Raw genomic sequence first — 16,090 nt, 5'->3', positions numbered from 1 at the left:
AGGTAACTGAGCCAAAACCAAATAGTAAATAATACCTTTGTCTAGCAGTGGGTGTTTATAATAGTAGTTATAAAAAGCTCAATTAACTGAAAGGTGCCTCTAAAAAAGTTTGATTGATACAGTACTGTTGTTAGCTGTCAATAAACGGGTATTATTCGCTGAATTTACAATTTATTAGATAAAGCGTAGTAGGTTAGTAATGAAGCAACATACCAAGAAAAACATAACAGCGATATATTGTACTCACCAACTTTTGCATTGGGCTGCCTTTGGGCTGATTCTGCCTGTCATTGTATTACTTTTTCAAACCAGAGAATTAAGCTTAAGTGATATAGGCATAATAATGGCTGTTTGGATTGGTAGTACAGCTATTTTTGAGTTACCACTAGGTGGAGTTGCAGATCAATATGGTAGAAAACTGGTATATCAACTTTCATTAGTAATGAATAGTATTGGCATTGGTGTCGTATTGATCGCGAATGGTTTTCTGTCAATCTTATTAGGTGTTGCTTTATTAGGATTGGCGAGGGCCATGTATTCTGGCACTTTGGATGCCTGGTTTTATGATGCATTTACTAAAGCAGAAGGTGAAATGGATTTTCATCAATCTACCTCTTATGTTGTGTTTGCTGTGACTGCTGGTTTGGCAATTGGCTCATTGTCTGGCGGTATTTTGCCTGAATGGGAATTATTACAAAGTGCATTTAATTTTCAGAGTGAATATGACGTCATTTTGCTAACCAATATTATTTTCAATGGTCTGTTACTTGTATTTACGTTTATTTTTATTGAAGAAACAGTGAAAGAAGTTCAAACAGTTAAAGAAACAGTTGCAAACCGTTCATTAGGCGCGCTTAAATTTTGCTTAAGTCATGATGTAATAAAGTGGCTCTCATTTGCCACTATTTTTTATGGTATTACCTTATCTACGATAGAAACATTTTGGCAGCCTCAGTTAAAAAGTGTTTTAACTGAAGGTCAAGATAGTGTTTGGGTTTTTGGTGTTGTATCCAGTGGATACTTTATTGTTGCTGGAGTGTCTGCATTAGTAGCGCCACTATTGCTCAAGCTTTTAAAACAGTCTCATCGGTTTTTATTATTTGGTAGCCGATTCTTTGCAGCATTAGTGTTGCTGTTGTTAGCTTTTGCAAGTAGCTTAACCAGCTTTGCTGGATTTTATTTATTGTTCTTTTTCTTATTTACCTTGGGGGTTAGTTCGGCAAGGGTAATTATTAGTACCAATACTGATAACAATCATCGATCAGCGGCACTTTCTGTATACTCATTATTATTAACAGGCGGTAGTGTTCTATCTTCATCAATTTTTGGTTTTATTGCAGAACAATATAGTATTACCCTGGTTTGGGTTGTTTGTGCAATACTTTTAGTTATAAGTTCATTTTTGTTATTAAGGATTAAATCTTCTTCAGAGTGAAGGAAAATAAGACCCGCCAGAGGTATAAAGCAGGCGGGTTGTTTGTAGTTTTAAGCTTCTTCTACCAGAGACTGGCTAGCACCATTAGCAGTGGCTATATCTTTTAAATCGAAAGGATTAACTCCTTCCAAACACGCAACATTAACACCATATAGTGCCGGGTTACTGCGACGCTGGTGATGAGTGTAAATACCACAGGTTTTACAGAAATAATGTTTGGCTGTATTTGTATTCCACTGATAAAGGCTGAGGTTATCTGCGCCTTTGGTAACAGTTAATTTATCAAGAGGCACGCTGGCTATAATGGCGCCTTTACGGCTGCATAGTGAGCAGTTGCATCGTCTAAGTTCTTCAAGCCCATTGTCTAGTTCAACCTGAAATGCTACTTTACCGCAGTGACAGGTGCCTGTTTTTATTTCCATTTTTACTCCACTTATTTTTTTATTCCATTATTAAAACATACAACATATGGTAACAAGGTGACAATTATACTTTCACGAATGATTTCTAAATGCTGATTAAGTGTTAGTCATAGTAGTTGACGTTTCTTTCATTCGCAGATACTTTTATAGAAAAATCAGTACAACTAAGCAGTAGTTAAAATTAAGGGGGAAATACAATGGCAAGCAAACCCAAGTTACTCGCCTTTGCTGGTAGTTTGCGGAAAGAGTCAGTTAATAAAAAGCTGGTTCAAGTGGCGGCAAAAGGAGCTGAGCAGGCCGGTGCCGAGGTTACTTTTATTGATTTAGTGGATTATCCACTACCCATTTTAAATCAAGACGATGAGCAAGCGAATGGTGCCCCAGAAAATGCTAAAAAACTTCACCAACTGTTTGCTGAGAGTGATGGCTTTTTGTTAGCCAGTCCAGAATATAATGGTGGGTTGTCAGCAGCGCTAAAAAACCTGATTGATTGGTTGTCTCGACCATCTTCTGGTGAGCCAGCACTGGCTTCTTTTCAAGGGAAAGTGGTGAGTTTAATGAGTGCATCACCTGGTGGGCTGGGCGGTATTAGAGCATTACCGAATGTACGCTTTATTTTGGATGGACTGGGCTGTATTACTTTACCGAAACAATTAGCGTTAAGCAAGGCGTATGAGGCATTTGATGACCAAGGTGGCTTGGTTAATAATGTGCATCAGGAAACAGCGCTGAAACTGGGGCGTAATGTAGTTGAGATGGTTAAAAAATTAAAAGATTAATAGGCTGCTTGTTTTGAATAATGCTTTAATTCGTGACTGGATAAAGCATTATTAGAGTTACCCTTGAGCTTGTTTAACTTAATAACTGAATTTCTCGCTGAATATTCTTTCTAGCTTGTTGTTCTAATTGAGTGAAAAACGGCTCACTAAAATACAACTGTTCTCGTTTTAAAAAAGCCGTTAATATTTTTTTGCGACCAGTTTGGTATTTGTTTTTGGGGACAAACCAATACTCCTTTCTTATTTGTTGGCAATAGTGTAGATAGTTTTTCCATTGGCTGCCCAATATTGCTAAGTCAAAATCTAATAATAATTCAGCGTCTGTTTTATTCGTGGAAAACTGGTCTGCTATTGGTAGGTGTTTTTCTGTCGCTAAAATTATTTGCTCTACATCATGGCTAAGTGAGCCTAAATGAAGTTTGTGCAGTTCTTTTATGGCTTTTGTGGCACTGCGTTTTTCGTTGTTTTTCCGCCAAGGTAAATAGTAATAATCATGAAAACAGATAGAAAAAAATACTGTTGGTGGCGAGCTAATAGATGACTCATACTGTTGAAAGAGTAACAGCATCTGCTCAATATGATTAAGCGTATGATAATACCGCCAAGGTTGGCGATATTGCCTGGCTAGCTTTTTGAGTATTTGTTTTACAACTAAGGTGTGTTTGGCATGAGAGGGTTGAATGTAGCTGAGCCAATAGTTGTCAAGTAAATTGTTATTCATCTGTATCTTTATGGATAATCGTATATCTATATAGATATATTTGTAAGAGAAGGTGTATAGGGTAAATACCATAAATTAAATGAAATCAATGGCTTAGATCTTTGTATGATTGTTGGCATGGTCAGTGCTATACATAATTTTAAAGTGTTGTAAGTCAGTTTAAATAAGTAGCAACCGGCAATTAGCTGACAAGAAATTATCTCGGTTATTGGAAGTTTATTATGTCATACGAAGTTATTCATCAAAAAGGTCAGTCTCCCATCAAGGCATGGACCTGTGGCTTACCTTTTGAAGACGCGGCTAAACAACAGTTACATAATATTGCCAGCCTGCCCTTTATTCATAAATGGGTGGCGGTAATGCCTGATGTTCATTTAGGTAAAGGCGCGACCATTGGTAGTGTAGTACCTACGTTTGGAGCTGTTATTCCCGCAGCGGTTGGTGTTGACATTGGCTGTGGAATGATGGCTGTTAAAACCAGTTTGGTTGCAGCTGACTTGCCTGATAATTTATACGGCATTCGACATGCAATTGAAGTAGCTGTACCCCATGGACGATCAGCGCGAGCCAGAAAAGGCAGAGATAAAGGTGCCTGGGGAGAAATACCAAGTGATGTTATCCATGCCTGGCAGCCATTAAAAAAACCGTTTGAACTATTGGCTGAGCAACATCACGTATTGCAACAAACTAATAACATTAATCATTTAGGCACGTTGGGTACAGGTAACCACTTTATTGAGGTGTGTTTAGATGAGGCTGATAGCGTATGGTTTATGTTGCATAGTGGCTCTAGAGGCGTTGGTAATCGAATTGGTACCTATTTTATTGAAAAAGCCAAGCAAGAAATGGAGCGTTGGCATATTCATTTGCCTGATAGGGATTTGGCCTATTTATCAGAAGGCAGTGAGTCATTTGAGCAATATATAGCAGCTGTTGAATGGGCACAGCAATATGCGTTTACTAACCGTCAAGTGATGATGAAGAGAGTGATTCACGCAGTTCAACAAGCGCTACAGCGACCGTTTTCAGCAGAGATGATGGCTGTTAATTGTCACCATAACTATGTCTCTAGAGAGCATCACTATGGTAAGGATGTACTAGTGACTCGAAAAGGTGCTGTTTCTGCTAAAGATGGGCAGTTTGGTATTATTCCTGGCAGTATGGGGGCAAAATCCTTCATCGTAAGAGGGTTGGGTAACCCAGAAAGTTTTCATAGCTGTAGTCATGGCGCAGGGCGTGTTATGTCGCGAACTAAGGCCAAAAAACTAGTGACAATGGAAGAGCATGAAGCAGCAACCAAAGGTGTTGAGTGTCGTAAAGATAAGGACGTGATTGATGAAACCCCAGCTGCTTATAAACCCATTGAGAAGGTAATGAAGGCTCAGCAAGATTTAGTGGAAATCGTCCATACCTTAAAGCAAGTAGTGTGTGTTAAAGGCTAGTATTAAAAGAATAGTTCATTGGGAAAAATAGCCTTTTTAGCGATATCTGCTTATAAAATATCTTTTTTTAGGAAAAAGATATCTTGCTTACAATACCTGTAAATATATTGATACATCTAGGTGTTAGGTGGGCGTTAGGCGATAATAGTTGTTGCATTGGCTGTCACTTTTTCTTGTGAAATAATCAGGACTGCTTATGCATCAATTGTTTTATAGATGCCTCTATTGTTAGAGGTGCCCTTTATAAGGAAATAGCCCATGTTGCGCAAAATAATCTTTTCAGTTGGATTCGTATTTATCGCTATTCAAATGTCAGTGGGGCAAGCTATCGCGGGGCATAATTGTACGCTATCCAGCCAAGCATCTGCTCGGTTGATTGTTATGTTTAAAACGCTGCAAGATCGCCAAAGCCCGCAAACATTAGATTATGTCGCAGGTATGGTTGGGCAACAGCAGTTGCAAATTATTCGTCCATTTCAAGAGAAAGGGTTAATTATTTGTGTGGCGGCCTCAAATGAGGCTGAGCTTGAAGACACCATTAGCAGTCTACAACAGCTACATTATATTAAATATGTAGAGGTAGACCAGCTAATGAAGCCTGTTAAACCCAGTACCTTAGGCATAAAATAACAGGTTTAAACTGTGGGGACGGTAAAATAAAAAATAGCGCCGCCTTCAGGGTTATTTTCAAATCGCAACTTACCGCCGTGGGTCGATATAATCGACTCACAAACGGAAAGGCCAATCCCCATACCATAGCTTTTTGTGGTAAAGAAGGGGTGAAATAGTTTATCAGCAGCGTCTTCTGTTAGCCCGTGGCCACGGTCAATAACAGATACTTTGACAAACTGATGGTTTTTATCAAGCTCTGTTTTAACCCAAACTCCAATATCACGGGTTTCCCGGTCTCCCATTGCTTCCATACCATTACGAATCAAATTAAGGGCAACCTGTTGTATTTGCACTGGGTCAGCCTCAATGAGTGGTAATTCATCAGCAAGATCCAGGTGAATTTCCATATTGTTATTGCGGGCATCTACTTCTGCTAATTTAACTACATCACTGATTAATTTATTGCAGTCGACTTTCTCAAGGCAGTGAGCAGGTTTTTTCACAAAGCTGCGGATGCGCGCGATAATATCGCCTGCCCGCCTGGCTTGGGTACCGATTTTTTCCAGGGCTTCAGAAAGTGACTCCTTATTTAAAGGGTCACGCTGAATCATCCGGTTACATACCTGGGCATAGTTACAAATGGCAGTTAATGGTTGGTTTACTTCATGGGCAAATCCAGCGGCCATTTCTCCCATAGTGCTTAACCGGGAAACATGAGTCAGACGTTCTTTTTGCTCTTGTAATTCATCCAGTGCCTTTTGCAGCGCCTCTTCATTTTGCTTGCGCTCAGTAATGTCTTTAAAGACCACAACAGCACCAGAAGGGTGGTGATCAGTATTGATTGGTGTAACTGAGTATGTGACTGGGAAGTGATGACCATTGTGGTGCCAGAACACATCTTCTTCTATGTGCTGCTCTGAACCATCTTGCAAGGTCTTTAAGATAGGCACAGTTTCAGGGTCGTTTGGTTTAAGCAGAATGTTGATGAGCTCTTTTCCTATCAAGTCATCTTCACTAAACCCTGTCATCCGGTTCGCTGCCGCATTCACAAAAGTGATACAACCTTTTTGATCCAGGCCAAAAATCCCTTCCGTCATGGCTTCCAGAATGCGTTGATTATCAGCTTCTAGTTGCTTGTTTCTTTCCGAGAGCGCGCGCTCGAGTCGGTGAATTTTAAGTTGAGTAGCAACTCGGGCCAGTACTTCCTCTGGTTGAAATGGCTTAGAGATGAAGTCAACTGCACCTAGATTAAGCCCTTTGACTTTATCTTTGGTTTCATCGAGAGCAGATAGAAAAATAACGGTTATGCCATTGGTGTCAGCACTGGCCTTAAGTTGTCGGCAAACTTCATAGCCATCAATGCCAGGCATCATGATGTCTAGTAAAATTAATGCTGGTTTGTTTTTTTGAGCAATTTTAAGTGCGCTTTCACCGTTTTTAGCTACAAGAAGTTTGTAGCCCCGGCCATTCAAGGTTTGTAATAATAGCTGTAAGTTGGTGGGATTATCATCAACCAACAAAATTTTATCTTCAGCGATATCTTGCTCTGCATGCACACTATCTGGGTTAGTTGCAATCATAAAAAGCCATCATTCCTATAATTCTTTGGCTAGATAGCTTGATTGTGCTTCATGATTGAGGAACTCTGCAACCTATTCTCGGCTAAAATGTTTGCCATCTTCTGTCAATAGGTGCACTTTTAACCTCTTGGGGGTGCTAGCGAAGGCTGTAGCCAAAGGGGTTATAGCCATGCATCATTTAATGCTGTTGGCGCAATGAATATCGTTGTTGTCTTATTTTTGCGGTTATAATTGTTTGGCAGTGGTAATAAACAGTTGGGGGTAATGTGAACCGCATACTAGCTGAAGGTGTGTGAAGTACACCAGCTGTTGGATAGTTGACAGATAGGTGATGGTTAGCATTAACTGGTAAGCCCATAATAAGTTGCTTCAGGATAATTTAAGTTGATTTATGAAAGTATTAGTGTTTGGTGGCTCAGGCCAGGTGGGTCATGAGCTGTGTCAACAATTAACTGAACATGGCATCGTTTTTAAAGCACCTAGCCATGATGTCTTGGATATTACTCACAGCAAAAAAGTCGCTGAGCTAGTTAAGAGTTATCAACCAACCATGGTTGTTAATGCGGTAGGTTATCGGGATTTGATGAAGGCGGAGTCAGAGCCTTCAAAGTGTTTCGCAATTAATCGCGATGCTGTAGCTGAAATGGCAAATATTTGTAAAAAGCACCAAGCTACATTAATACATTTATCGTCTTATCTGGTCTTTGATGGTGCTAAGGCAGAGCCTTATACAGAAAAAGATGCTGCTAATCCTCAAGGGGTTTTGGCTGGCAGTTTGTGGCAGGGGGAGCAGCTGGTTAGAGAGCGTTGCCCAGATCATATTATTCTACGTTTGGGCTGGGTTGTGAGCGCTAGACGATATAATCTGGTCCATACTATCTTGTCACAGTTAAAGCAAAATCAAGAAGTGTGGGTAGCCTCTGACCGCTTGGGTAATCCAACCCCTGCTGCGGATATAGCGGCAGTAATTATAGCGATTCTTTATCAGCTGGATTGTGAGGCAGAGGTTTTTGGTACCTATCATTATGGTGGGGTAGAGCCTGTGGCAGAAAGTAAATTTGCTGAAGTGTTACTTAATGACGCACTTCATTATGACGAATTACCATCGGATAAGTTGTTAGTGAAAGAGTGTGGTCAGCTAGATTATTTACCCCACCACTTAAATGCCCGGTTAGCGGTTAACAAAATCCGAGATACGTTTGGTATTCATGCTAAGGCCTGGCGACCGGCGATTGCGAAAATAGTGAAAGGGTTTTATGTGTAGTGGGGGGAGAGTATGGAGCAATAGGGTATTTGTTCACCGTTCTTGAAGGGCCATCCATGGACCCTCAAGAACTAAAAAGGCATCCATGCCTTAGTGACCAAACACCCTAAAACTTATACCCTAGCCCCACCATATAAACCCATGGGTCTAACTCAACATCCACTTTGGCTTTAGTATTCCCAACTTTGAAATTAGCCTCAGTATCAATATCGATATACCAGACACTGGCATTAACTAGCAGATTATCGGTTAATTGATAATCTATTCCTGCTTCAAAGGCTATCCCCCAGGAATCTTCAAGTTCTAAACTGTTGTAACCTTGTGACTTATGTTTACTAGTAAATTTCTCATCAAAGAAAGTGGTATAGTTTACCCCTGCACCCACATATGGCTGTAAGTTAGCCTTAGTGTCATTAAAATAATATTGCACAGTTAAAGTAGGGGGTAAGTGTTTTATATCTGCTAAAGAGCCATTATCAGGACTATTTTTTAAATCCAGGGTATGCTCAAAAGGTGTTGCGGCTAATAAACCAATACCAATATGGTCAGTGATCATATAAGTACCAGTTAGGCCTAATTGGGTATTACTATCAACGCCGGCAGTCCAACCTGTATCTGCTCCACCAGCTTTAACATTACTGCTATCCTCATTTGGATCAACTGTTGCTGCACCGGCTCGAACAATAAAATCCCCTTCCTGGTAAGCCATTGCAGCCTGGCTAAGAGCTAAACTTAAAGCAGCGGTTGCAAATACAGCAATTGGTGTACGCATAAAAAATGACCTCATTATTCCTTATCTACAGCAACAAAGCGTTGGCTGGAATACTAATCAGGGAACAATGTAACAATATTGAGTTATATCAATAGCCAGATAAAAGATAAGGAAATTAGGTAGTTTTACTTATTAGGTATGAGTTTTTCGGTAGCGAAAAAAAGCAAGAATTTCCCCGGTGAACAGTAGATGATCTAAATTACCAGTAAGGCTATGTTATAATACATACCTTTTGATGTACTTCACTGAGAAGCTAAGTGGATTTATATGGCAATTAAAATAACAGGAAAAATTGGTGACTTATCAGTGGATTTATCAATAGAAGCGACTGATGATTTAAAAGTATTGATTGCTGAGTTAAGTCGTGGAGTGCAAGACGATAATACCTTTTCAGAGCAACCTCAGGAATCGGTCGATCGGCCAGTGAAGCTTGATGTGGTCAGTGACAACAAAGGGAGCAAACCAGCGAACTTCTTTGAAAAGTCATTAGATTTTATTAAACAACAGGGAACGGTCACTAATTACCAATTAATTGACTTTCTTGCTGACAGTGGGGCAGAAGATGTTGAGATAAAACGAACCATGATGCGTCTTAAGCATAGCCACTTTATTCAGCTTGAAACGATTGCTGGTCCAGGACAGAGTAGTTATTTAAAGTTTCACTGGCACGGATGATATTCTCTTTACAGAGGGCATTAGCTTATTTGGCGACAGTAGTTTCTTTATTGCGATTGCTTATCTGGAACTGATTGATAATGCCGTGAATATCACTAATTAACTCAGATAGTGATGAGCTGGTTTGCTCAGTTTCATCTGCTCTTAAATTGCCTTCTTTGGCTAAATGATTAATTGTCGATAAGTCAGTTTCGATTGTGTGAGTTACTTCTTTGTAGATATTTAGTTGATGAGAACTTTAATCGTTTGCTGAAGCTCAGTAAGTTCGGCAGTTGGCATAATAATGTACTACTTATTTTACTAATGTGTTTCAAAGTAAATATAGGAAAGGAATCAACTTATACAACCACCTCGAATTGTAACTGACACAATGGCTATTTGTGAGGCGGTCATAAAACATTACTGCCGCCCCTTATATTATTTAGTAACTACTTTAAAGTATTAGGAAACAATATCTGGCTTATTTGCGCTCCCATAAGCCAATGAATTGAACGCGCTTAGTAAATATCCTTTTAGGCCATCCATCACAGCCTACAGGATGTTTTAGCTCAACAAGGGTAAAGCCAGCCTTATCAAAAACCTTTAACCACTCCCATTTGTGCTGATAATGTAGGGTGCTGTTGGTTTGTAGTTTTCGATTACCACGCATATCTTCCAGCGCGACTAAAAACCAGCTGGGTAAATGACTGTAGGTATAGTCTTTAATCAAACAATACTGTTTAGTGAGTCGTAATAAATCACGAAGGGTTTCTTTGGGATCGCGAGAATGGTGAAGAACATCAATTGCACAAGTTAATTCAAAGGACTGACTGGGTAAAGGCGCCATTCGGCCATTGTATAAAATAGCATTACGACTAACCGGAGGGTGTTGACGCCATCGTAACATTGCTACATCGTCAGTTATTCCATTTTGAATTAAACCTTGTCCAAACCATTCATCACCATTACTAAACTCAAGCCCATTTTTAAATGGGCTAATGGGTTTTAGCAACTGGTTACATAGTTTTAGGGCATTGGCTTCATGAGGGCTTAGCCGCCTAGCAAAAAGAGGGGCGGGTGCCCTAACTTGATTTGCAGACATATTAATATAGTCCTATCCAGTGGTTATAAGATTTGGCACAACTACAAGAAAAACGAGCTCCCAAGAATCAGGCAGCAAGTAATGAAAAGTTAAGAATTGCAATGTGATTTTTATTGTCGTTAAGCAGTCTAACTGATAGATATGGAAATATGTTGTGATCAAATAGCTAGGTTTATTTTATGAGTATAATTCATAGTGAGTATGAATATTAACAACAAGTTAACTAATTATTTCGCTATTTGAGTCTATATTGTTTGATTTGTTAAACTACATAAAGCCAGGGCAATCGCATATAAATTTACACGGAGCAAATTAACTTCATTAAATACTCATGATCCCAACCAGCAGAAAGCCTCTTATTTTTTATACCAATTTTATAAGTGTCATCTTGTTTAAGAATATTAAGGGCTATTTGCCTAATCCTAGACATGTTTTCTGCTGAATGACCTATACGAATTCGACTATCATCTTCCCTAAATGCAACATCCAAACTCCAATGTAGGCTGTTCTCAATTTGCCAATGATGTTGAATCATTTCACTGACAGCTTTTGCTGATAAGGGCTGGCTAGAAATATAATAGCGTTGTTCTTTTGATTTTTTGCCTTGCAAGGTACGTTCTGTCTCAACCCTAATGACAGCAGCTAAATCGATCCACTCTGTTGCTATAGGTAGTTTAGCCACTGAGTGATAAACCCAGCAGCGTCGTATCTCATGACGGCCATGCTGTTCTTTTTCTGAAGAATGAAAGTCAATAGCTGGACGTTGATACACTTTGGCTTTTTTAGAATACAGTTGTTCTTGAATAGCAGAATATAAGCGACGCTGGTTATTTTTAACTGCCAACAAGTAATGAGCCCCTTTTTCACGAATTTTTTTAGCAATGGCTTTATGACACCCCATCGCATCTATTGATACAACAGCACCTTTAACCGCTATCGCTTCTAATAGTTCAGGAATGGCGGTAATTTCATTGGATTTTATATCAGTCTTAAGTTGACCTAACACTAACTTATTTTCTATTGACCATGCATTAACCAAGTGAATAGCATTCTTCTTATCAGGTTCAGTAAATGATCGTCTAAGCGTTTTACCATCAATGGCTACCAACTTGCCAGGTAAGCTATCAGTGATTGACTGAACCCATTGGATGAAGCAGCTTTGAAACGATGTAGGGCAAAGGCGTGAGAAAAAACGACCAAAGGTATCATGAGAGGGTATTCCGTTGGGTAGCTCTAGAAAGCTCTTAAACCATGCTTCTTTGGCGTTACCAAATCGCTCAATAGCGACCCAGTCATCTGCCCCGCATAAAGCAGCACAAATCGTAATAGTAATAATATCAATGAGCTTATGACGACGACGGCGTTCCATTCGAGGATCATCTAACTGTTCAAAATGATCTAAAACTGTACTATTTTTTACCAATGTTGCACTCTATATCAGTTGCTTTTTATTCTATTATACTGATTTTGTTGTATTTTTATATGCAATTGCCCTGTACATAAAGCCCGTTTGAGAAAAGTGATAATTAGCTACATACCCAGGCTTTTGCTTCATTAAACTGATGATTTTCAAAAATTTTATATTCACCTGGAATTAAGAAACCAATCATTTGTACAGCATGACGAATCCATTTTAAATTAGTAACAATGGCTACTTTTTCCCATGCCTTAAAATGCTTTACTCCCAGTTTGGCATCATCCCAAAGCGCTTGTAGGTCAAATCCCTCAAACTCTTCTCCTAATTGATACAACAATCTTACTTTGCCATGGCTGTTTATTTTATCTTCAATAATGGGGATTAAAATGGCGTCATAATTGTGGCCAGTAACTTTACCTTTAGCGATTACTCCAACCAGGTTATCTGGTAGGTCGGGAATGAGTTCAAGCATATTGTGACCTTGTGTTGGAGAGTCTAAATGAGCTAAACCGCTAATGTTATTCAGAATGTGCAATAAAGTGCTCCGGTGCGCCTTTCGCCTTGAATAGTATAGTCCGAATTGTTTGTTTAATGAACAGTCTGTGGCAGTTTTGTTTAAAAGCTGTAGCCTATGCCAACTCTTGGGTATTATCGTAAAATCATGTGGAATTACGAAATGTGTGGTACGTCAGGAGATGATGACTCGCCGCTACAATGAACCTGATTGTTCGTTACAATTGACGTATTAGCAGCCAATAATGTTTGAGAGCAACACAATCCCTAAGTTTATGAAGGAACAATAAAATATGGTACTTGCAGCTAATCGAAGTCGTTTTACGATTGAAGTTTCAGGGAGTCAAGAACCATTAAGGGTTATTGGGTTTAAGGGAACTGAAGCGTTATCGGAAGCTTATCAGTTTGATGTTGTCGTGGCTTCAGAAAATCCTAACCTGGATACAGCGGCTTTTATCAAACAAGCTGCAGTGTTGACCATTCAGGGCGAAGCTAGCCCAGGGGAAAGCGACTCACGTTTAGTGCATGGTGAAATTTGTCTCTTTCAGCAACAAGAAATTGGTAGAAAATTCCATACTTATAAAATAAGACTTGTACCCAAAATATGGTATTTGCAGCATCGTACTAATAGTCTTGTTTTTCAGAATTTAACGGTACCAGATATTATTAAGCAAGTGTTTGAAACTGCACAGATATCAGGCCAGCACTATCTGTTTAGGTTGACAGCTAATTATTCGCCGCGTGTATATTGCGTCCAACATCAGGAAACTGACTATCAGTTTATCTGTCGTTTAATACGTGAAGAAGGCATGCACTTTCATTTTGAACATGAAGTCGATGGCCATAAATTAATCATAGGTGATAATAAGCCTGCTTTTCCTCAATTAAGTAAAGCGCTGGATTATTACCCTGTTTCAGGCATGGTGCCAGAACAAGATACACTTTACCGGTTATCTTTTAAACACAAAACGGGAGTGGGCAAAGTTGTTTTACAGGACTTTAATTTTGAACAACCTGGGCTAAATCTGGCTGTGAATCAGGCAAAAAAACAGCAACAGGCATTAGAATATTATCACTATCCAGGTGAGTATGACCTACCAGCCAATGGTGAGAGCCGTGCTAAGTTACAATTGCAAGCATTGCAAGCAGCTCAACGGGAAGTTACTGGGCAGGCAAATGCTGCGCGATTAACGGCAGGTCATCGGATAATAGTGCAGCAACATCCAGTAAAAAAATTAAATCAGGATTATTTGCTGGTTAAAGTTGAGCATATTGGCAGGCAGCCGCAATCCTTAGAGGAAGAAGCGAATGGAAAAGGTAGTCAATATAATAATCGTTTTGTTGCATTACCAAGTGAAATACCATTTCGTAGCCAAGCTGATGAAGAGTCTAACCAAATAGCCCATCAACCAAAAGGGATTCAAACGGCTGTTGTCACAGGCCCTGGGGGAGAAGAAGTTTATACAAACGCTCATGGCCAAATAAAAGTACAGTATCAATGGGATCGACAAGGGCAATTAAATGAAAATAGCTCTTGTTGGATCAGGGTAGTCCAAAACTGGACTGGCTCTCAGTGGGGAAGTTTAGTTTTGCCCCGAGTGGGCCAAGAGATAATGTTGGATTTTATTAATAGTAATCCCAGTCAACCGATTGTTGTTGGTAGACTATACAATAAATTACAACGTACTCCGTACAAATTACCCATAAATAAAACACGTACCACTTTAAAAAGCCAAAGTAGCCTTGGGGGTGAAGGTTTTAATGAAATTCGCTTTGAGGATAAAAAAGGCCAAGAGCAGGTTTTTATCCATGCAGAGAAAGAGCTGGATTTGCATGTCAAAAATGAGCAGCGAGAACAAGTAAAACGCAACCGACATTTAATTACCCAAGCAGCCCGTTATGAGCAAATAAAATCAGAACAACATGTGGTGATTGATATGGCAAAATACCTGCAAACGGCTCAATCACAACACCAAACGGTGGGTAATAATTATCAATTAACCACCGCTACCGCACATTTAGAACAGGCTGGCCAAGAAGCCCACTTAAAAAGTGGGATGAAAATTATTATTGAGGCGGGTAGTCAAGCTACCTTAAAAGTAGGGGGCACATTTATTACGCTGGGTAGTGATGGAATAAAAGTACAAGGCCCTTTGGTTCGGTTAAATAGTGGTGGTTCGGCAAGTAGTGGTTCAGCTATCTCACCTGCGGTTGCAATGGCAGCGGTGCAGGCTGCTACTGATATTGCGGGTAAAGTGACAGCAGCATTAACCGCAGTACCTTCTCAAATGGATAAATTAAATTTTCCTACATTATGTTCAGGGCAGTTGAATAAAGGCCGTAACAATGATGCTGCTTTTTGTGAGCAATGTGAGCAGGCGGCTGAACAGGGCGGGGATGAATAAATGACAAAGTCATTAATACAGCAGTTATCCAATTATTTTTCAGACTACCCGACAGAACGTTGTTATATTGTTTTTGATAGCGCTGGGCATCCACAATTACCAGCCAAGTTTTTTGAGTTGGCGGGTGAGTGTGACTATCAGCAGTTTTTACCTAATGGTGCTGACTTATCCAGTGATATTCAACCATTAATTATAGAGTTACCCCTGGATATGCAGCACCCGTTTTGGCAGTGGCTATTTCAGTTACCTGCCAATGAAGGTGTGTTTTGGCCTATTGCCAGCGGTTTTGATATGGAAACAGTATTGGCACACTTGCGTAGTATGTTGCAAGTGACATTACCAGATGGCAAAAAGGTCAACTTCCGGTTATTTGATCCCAGAGTACTTAGTCGCTGGTGGCCATGGCAGCAACAATGGCAGGCAGAAGCCTTGGTCGATTTACTAAAACCCATCGGTTGTTGTTGGTTACCGGTGGTGGACGAATGGCAAGCTATTCTTAACCCACAGCCACACAACCAAATGAGCATTGCGCCTGAATGGTTGATGTTAAGCAAAGACCAGTTGGCTCAGTTAAATAAAGCATCAGATAAAGTCCTTTTTGCTAATACACGTTATCACTTGTACGATTATTATCCACAAGTATTGGCTGAGTATCATCCTGAATTAATTGATTTACTGATTGATCAAGCCATTAAAGTAGCGCAACAACAGGGAATGAAGTCTGAATACGCTATGACTCAATGGGTCATATTCATGTTTTCGATGGGGCCAACTTTTTATCAAGATAATGCGCTGACTGCTTATTTTTCGGCTTATCAAGAACATCAAAATGATAACCAATTAATAGATAACTTAATGGCAGTGCCTGCAGATAAATGGCAACAAGTGTATGGGCGTTATAACGCCTCTGGCTGGTTTGCAACACCTGTTAGTGAATAAGTTTACTATTACGCCATAATAGCTTGCTGGCTG

15 protein-coding genes are annotated in these 16,090 nt (G+C 39.7%); 8 read left to right on the top strand and 7 right to left on the bottom strand.

Annotation, left to right across the window (positions count from 1 at the left end):
• Window positions 1-199: 199 nt before the first annotated feature.
• On the top strand, window positions 200-1,435 hold the full coding sequence (locus OQE68_RS06560; protein ID WP_180570850.1) for an MFS transporter: 1,236 nt from the start codon (window positions 200-202) through the stop codon (window positions 1,433-1,435).
• A 50-nt stretch (window positions 1,436-1,485) separates the two neighbouring features.
• Here the strand turns inward: OQE68_RS06560 and OQE68_RS06555 are convergent, their stop codons facing one another.
• Window positions 1,486-1,857: a GFA family protein gene (locus OQE68_RS06555; RefSeq protein WP_180570851.1), complete on the bottom strand. Its 372-nt coding sequence runs from the start codon at window positions 1,855-1,857 to the stop codon at window positions 1,486-1,488.
• Window positions 1,858-2,054: 197 nt separating this feature from the next.
• Here OQE68_RS06555 and OQE68_RS06550 point away from each other — a divergent pair, with 197 nt between their 5' ends.
• Window positions 2,055-2,636, top strand: a complete 582-nt coding sequence (locus tag OQE68_RS06550; RefSeq protein ID WP_180570852.1) for an NADPH-dependent FMN reductase — start codon at window positions 2,055-2,057, stop codon at window positions 2,634-2,636.
• Window positions 2,637-2,709: 73 nt separating this feature from the next.
• Here the strand turns inward: OQE68_RS06550 and OQE68_RS06545 are convergent, their stop codons facing one another.
• Complete coding sequence (locus OQE68_RS06545) at window positions 2,710-3,357, bottom strand: HD domain-containing protein (RefSeq protein ID WP_180570853.1); 648 nt, start codon at window positions 3,355-3,357, stop codon at window positions 2,710-2,712.
• Window positions 3,358-3,578: 221 nt separating this feature from the next.
• On the opposite strand from OQE68_RS06545, the gene OQE68_RS06540 reads away from it, so the two are divergent.
• Window positions 3,579-4,799 (top strand): RtcB family protein, encoded by a 1,221-nt coding sequence (locus OQE68_RS06540; protein WP_180570854.1) that lies wholly within the window; start codon window positions 3,579-3,581, stop codon window positions 4,797-4,799.
• Between the two features lie 258 nt (window positions 4,800-5,057).
• A complete protein-coding gene (locus OQE68_RS06535; protein WP_180570855.1) occupies window positions 5,058-5,429 on the top strand; it encodes a hypothetical protein in 372 nt (123 codons plus the stop codon).
• 5 nt (window positions 5,430-5,434) lie between these two features.
• Here the strand turns inward: OQE68_RS06535 and OQE68_RS06530 are convergent, their stop codons facing one another.
• A complete protein-coding gene (locus OQE68_RS06530) occupies window positions 5,435-6,991 on the bottom strand; it encodes an ATP-binding response regulator (protein WP_180570856.1) in 1,557 nt (518 codons plus the stop codon).
• A 391-nt stretch (window positions 6,992-7,382) separates the two neighbouring features.
• On the opposite strand from OQE68_RS06530, the gene OQE68_RS06525 reads away from it, so the two are divergent.
• Window positions 7,383-8,255, top strand: a complete 873-nt coding sequence (locus OQE68_RS06525; protein WP_180570857.1) for an SDR family oxidoreductase — start codon at window positions 7,383-7,385, stop codon at window positions 8,253-8,255.
• A gap of 106 nt (window positions 8,256-8,361) precedes the next feature.
• Here the strand turns inward: OQE68_RS06525 and OQE68_RS06520 are convergent, their stop codons facing one another.
• Window positions 8,362-9,027 (bottom strand): OmpW family outer membrane protein, encoded by a 666-nt coding sequence (locus OQE68_RS06520; RefSeq protein WP_180570858.1) that lies wholly within the window; start codon window positions 9,025-9,027, stop codon window positions 8,362-8,364.
• Between the two features lie 267 nt (window positions 9,028-9,294).
• Between OQE68_RS06520 and OQE68_RS06515 the strand changes: the two genes are divergently transcribed.
• The gene (locus OQE68_RS06515; RefSeq protein WP_180570859.1) at window positions 9,295-9,702 is read left to right on the top strand and encodes a hypothetical protein; all 408 of its coding nucleotides are present in this window, start codon (window positions 9,295-9,297) and stop codon (window positions 9,700-9,702) included.
• 460 nt (window positions 9,703-10,162) lie between these two features.
• Here OQE68_RS06515 and OQE68_RS06510 read toward each other — a convergent pair whose 3' ends face one another.
• The 3 genes from OQE68_RS06510 to OQE68_RS06500 form a co-directional block, all read right to left on the bottom strand.
• Entirely contained in the window at window positions 10,163-10,783 is a 621-nt protein-coding gene (locus OQE68_RS06510; protein WP_180570860.1) for a class I SAM-dependent methyltransferase, read from the bottom strand.
• Between the two features lie 298 nt (window positions 10,784-11,081).
• Window positions 11,082-12,206, bottom strand: coding sequence for an ISAs1 family transposase (locus tag OQE68_RS06505; RefSeq protein WP_219340303.1), 1,125 nt, complete (start codon window positions 12,204-12,206; stop codon window positions 11,082-11,084).
• A gap of 103 nt (window positions 12,207-12,309) precedes the next feature.
• Window positions 12,310-12,672: a SpoIIAA family protein gene (locus OQE68_RS06500; protein WP_180570685.1), complete on the bottom strand. Its 363-nt coding sequence runs from the start codon at window positions 12,670-12,672 to the stop codon at window positions 12,310-12,312.
• A gap of 334 nt (window positions 12,673-13,006) precedes the next feature.
• Between OQE68_RS06500 and OQE68_RS06495 the strand changes: the two genes are divergently transcribed.
• Both OQE68_RS06495 and OQE68_RS06490 read left to right on the top strand, forming a co-directional pair.
• On the top strand, window positions 13,007-15,118 hold the full coding sequence (locus tag OQE68_RS06495) for a type VI secretion system Vgr family protein (RefSeq protein ID WP_180570684.1): 2,112 nt from the start codon (window positions 13,007-13,009) through the stop codon (window positions 15,116-15,118).
• On the top strand, window positions 15,119-16,057 hold the full coding sequence (locus OQE68_RS06490) for a DUF4123 domain-containing protein (protein ID WP_180570683.1): 939 nt from the start codon (window positions 15,119-15,121) through the stop codon (window positions 16,055-16,057).
• Window positions 16,058-16,090: the final 33 nt, after the last annotated feature.

This window comes from Spartinivicinus marinus (genome assembly GCF_026309355.1).
Classification (GTDB): domain Bacteria; phylum Pseudomonadota; class Gammaproteobacteria; order Pseudomonadales; family Zooshikellaceae; genus Spartinivicinus; species Spartinivicinus marinus.
Note: the sequence above shows the minus strand (reverse complement) of the source record. Positions and strands in the feature narration are given on the sequence as shown.

Bases quoted from the DNA above. Each gene is read 5' to 3' on its own strand.
- OQE68_RS06500 (WP_180570685.1), bottom strand. From the start codon at position 12,672: ATGCTTGAACTCATTCCCGACCTACCAGATAACCTGGTTGGAGTAATC.
- OQE68_RS06560 (WP_180570850.1), top strand. From the start codon at position 200: ATGAAGCAACATACCAAGAAAAACATAACAGCGATATATTGTACTCAC.
- OQE68_RS06520 (WP_180570858.1), bottom strand. From the start codon at position 9,027: ATGCGTACACCAATTGCTGTATTTGCAACCGCTGCTTTAAGTTTAGCT.
- OQE68_RS06525 (WP_180570857.1), top strand. From the start codon at position 7,383: ATGAAAGTATTAGTGTTTGGTGGCTCAGGCCAGGTGGGTCATGAGCTG.
- OQE68_RS06540 (WP_180570854.1), top strand. From the start codon at position 3,579: ATGTCATACGAAGTTATTCATCAAAAAGGTCAGTCTCCCATCAAGGCA.
- OQE68_RS06495 (WP_180570684.1), top strand. From the start codon at position 13,007: ATGGTACTTGCAGCTAATCGAAGTCGTTTTACGATTGAAGTTTCAGGG.
- OQE68_RS06555 (WP_180570851.1), bottom strand. From the start codon at position 1,857: ATGGAAATAAAAACAGGCACCTGTCACTGCGGTAAAGTAGCATTTCAG.
- OQE68_RS06550 (WP_180570852.1), top strand. From the start codon at position 2,055: ATGGCAAGCAAACCCAAGTTACTCGCCTTTGCTGGTAGTTTGCGGAAA.
- OQE68_RS06535 (WP_180570855.1), top strand. From the start codon at position 5,058: ATGTTGCGCAAAATAATCTTTTCAGTTGGATTCGTATTTATCGCTATT.
- OQE68_RS06490 (WP_180570683.1), top strand. From the start codon at position 15,119: ATGACAAAGTCATTAATACAGCAGTTATCCAATTATTTTTCAGACTAC.
- OQE68_RS06530 (WP_180570856.1), bottom strand. From the start codon at position 6,991: ATGATTGCAACTAACCCAGATAGTGTGCATGCAGAGCAAGATATCGCT.
- OQE68_RS06545 (WP_180570853.1), bottom strand. From the start codon at position 3,357: ATGAATAACAATTTACTTGACAACTATTGGCTCAGCTACATTCAACCC.
- OQE68_RS06510 (WP_180570860.1), bottom strand. From the start codon at position 10,783: ATGTCTGCAAATCAAGTTAGGGCACCCGCCCCTCTTTTTGCTAGGCGG.
- OQE68_RS06515 (WP_180570859.1), top strand. From the start codon at position 9,295: ATGGCAATTAAAATAACAGGAAAAATTGGTGACTTATCAGTGGATTTA.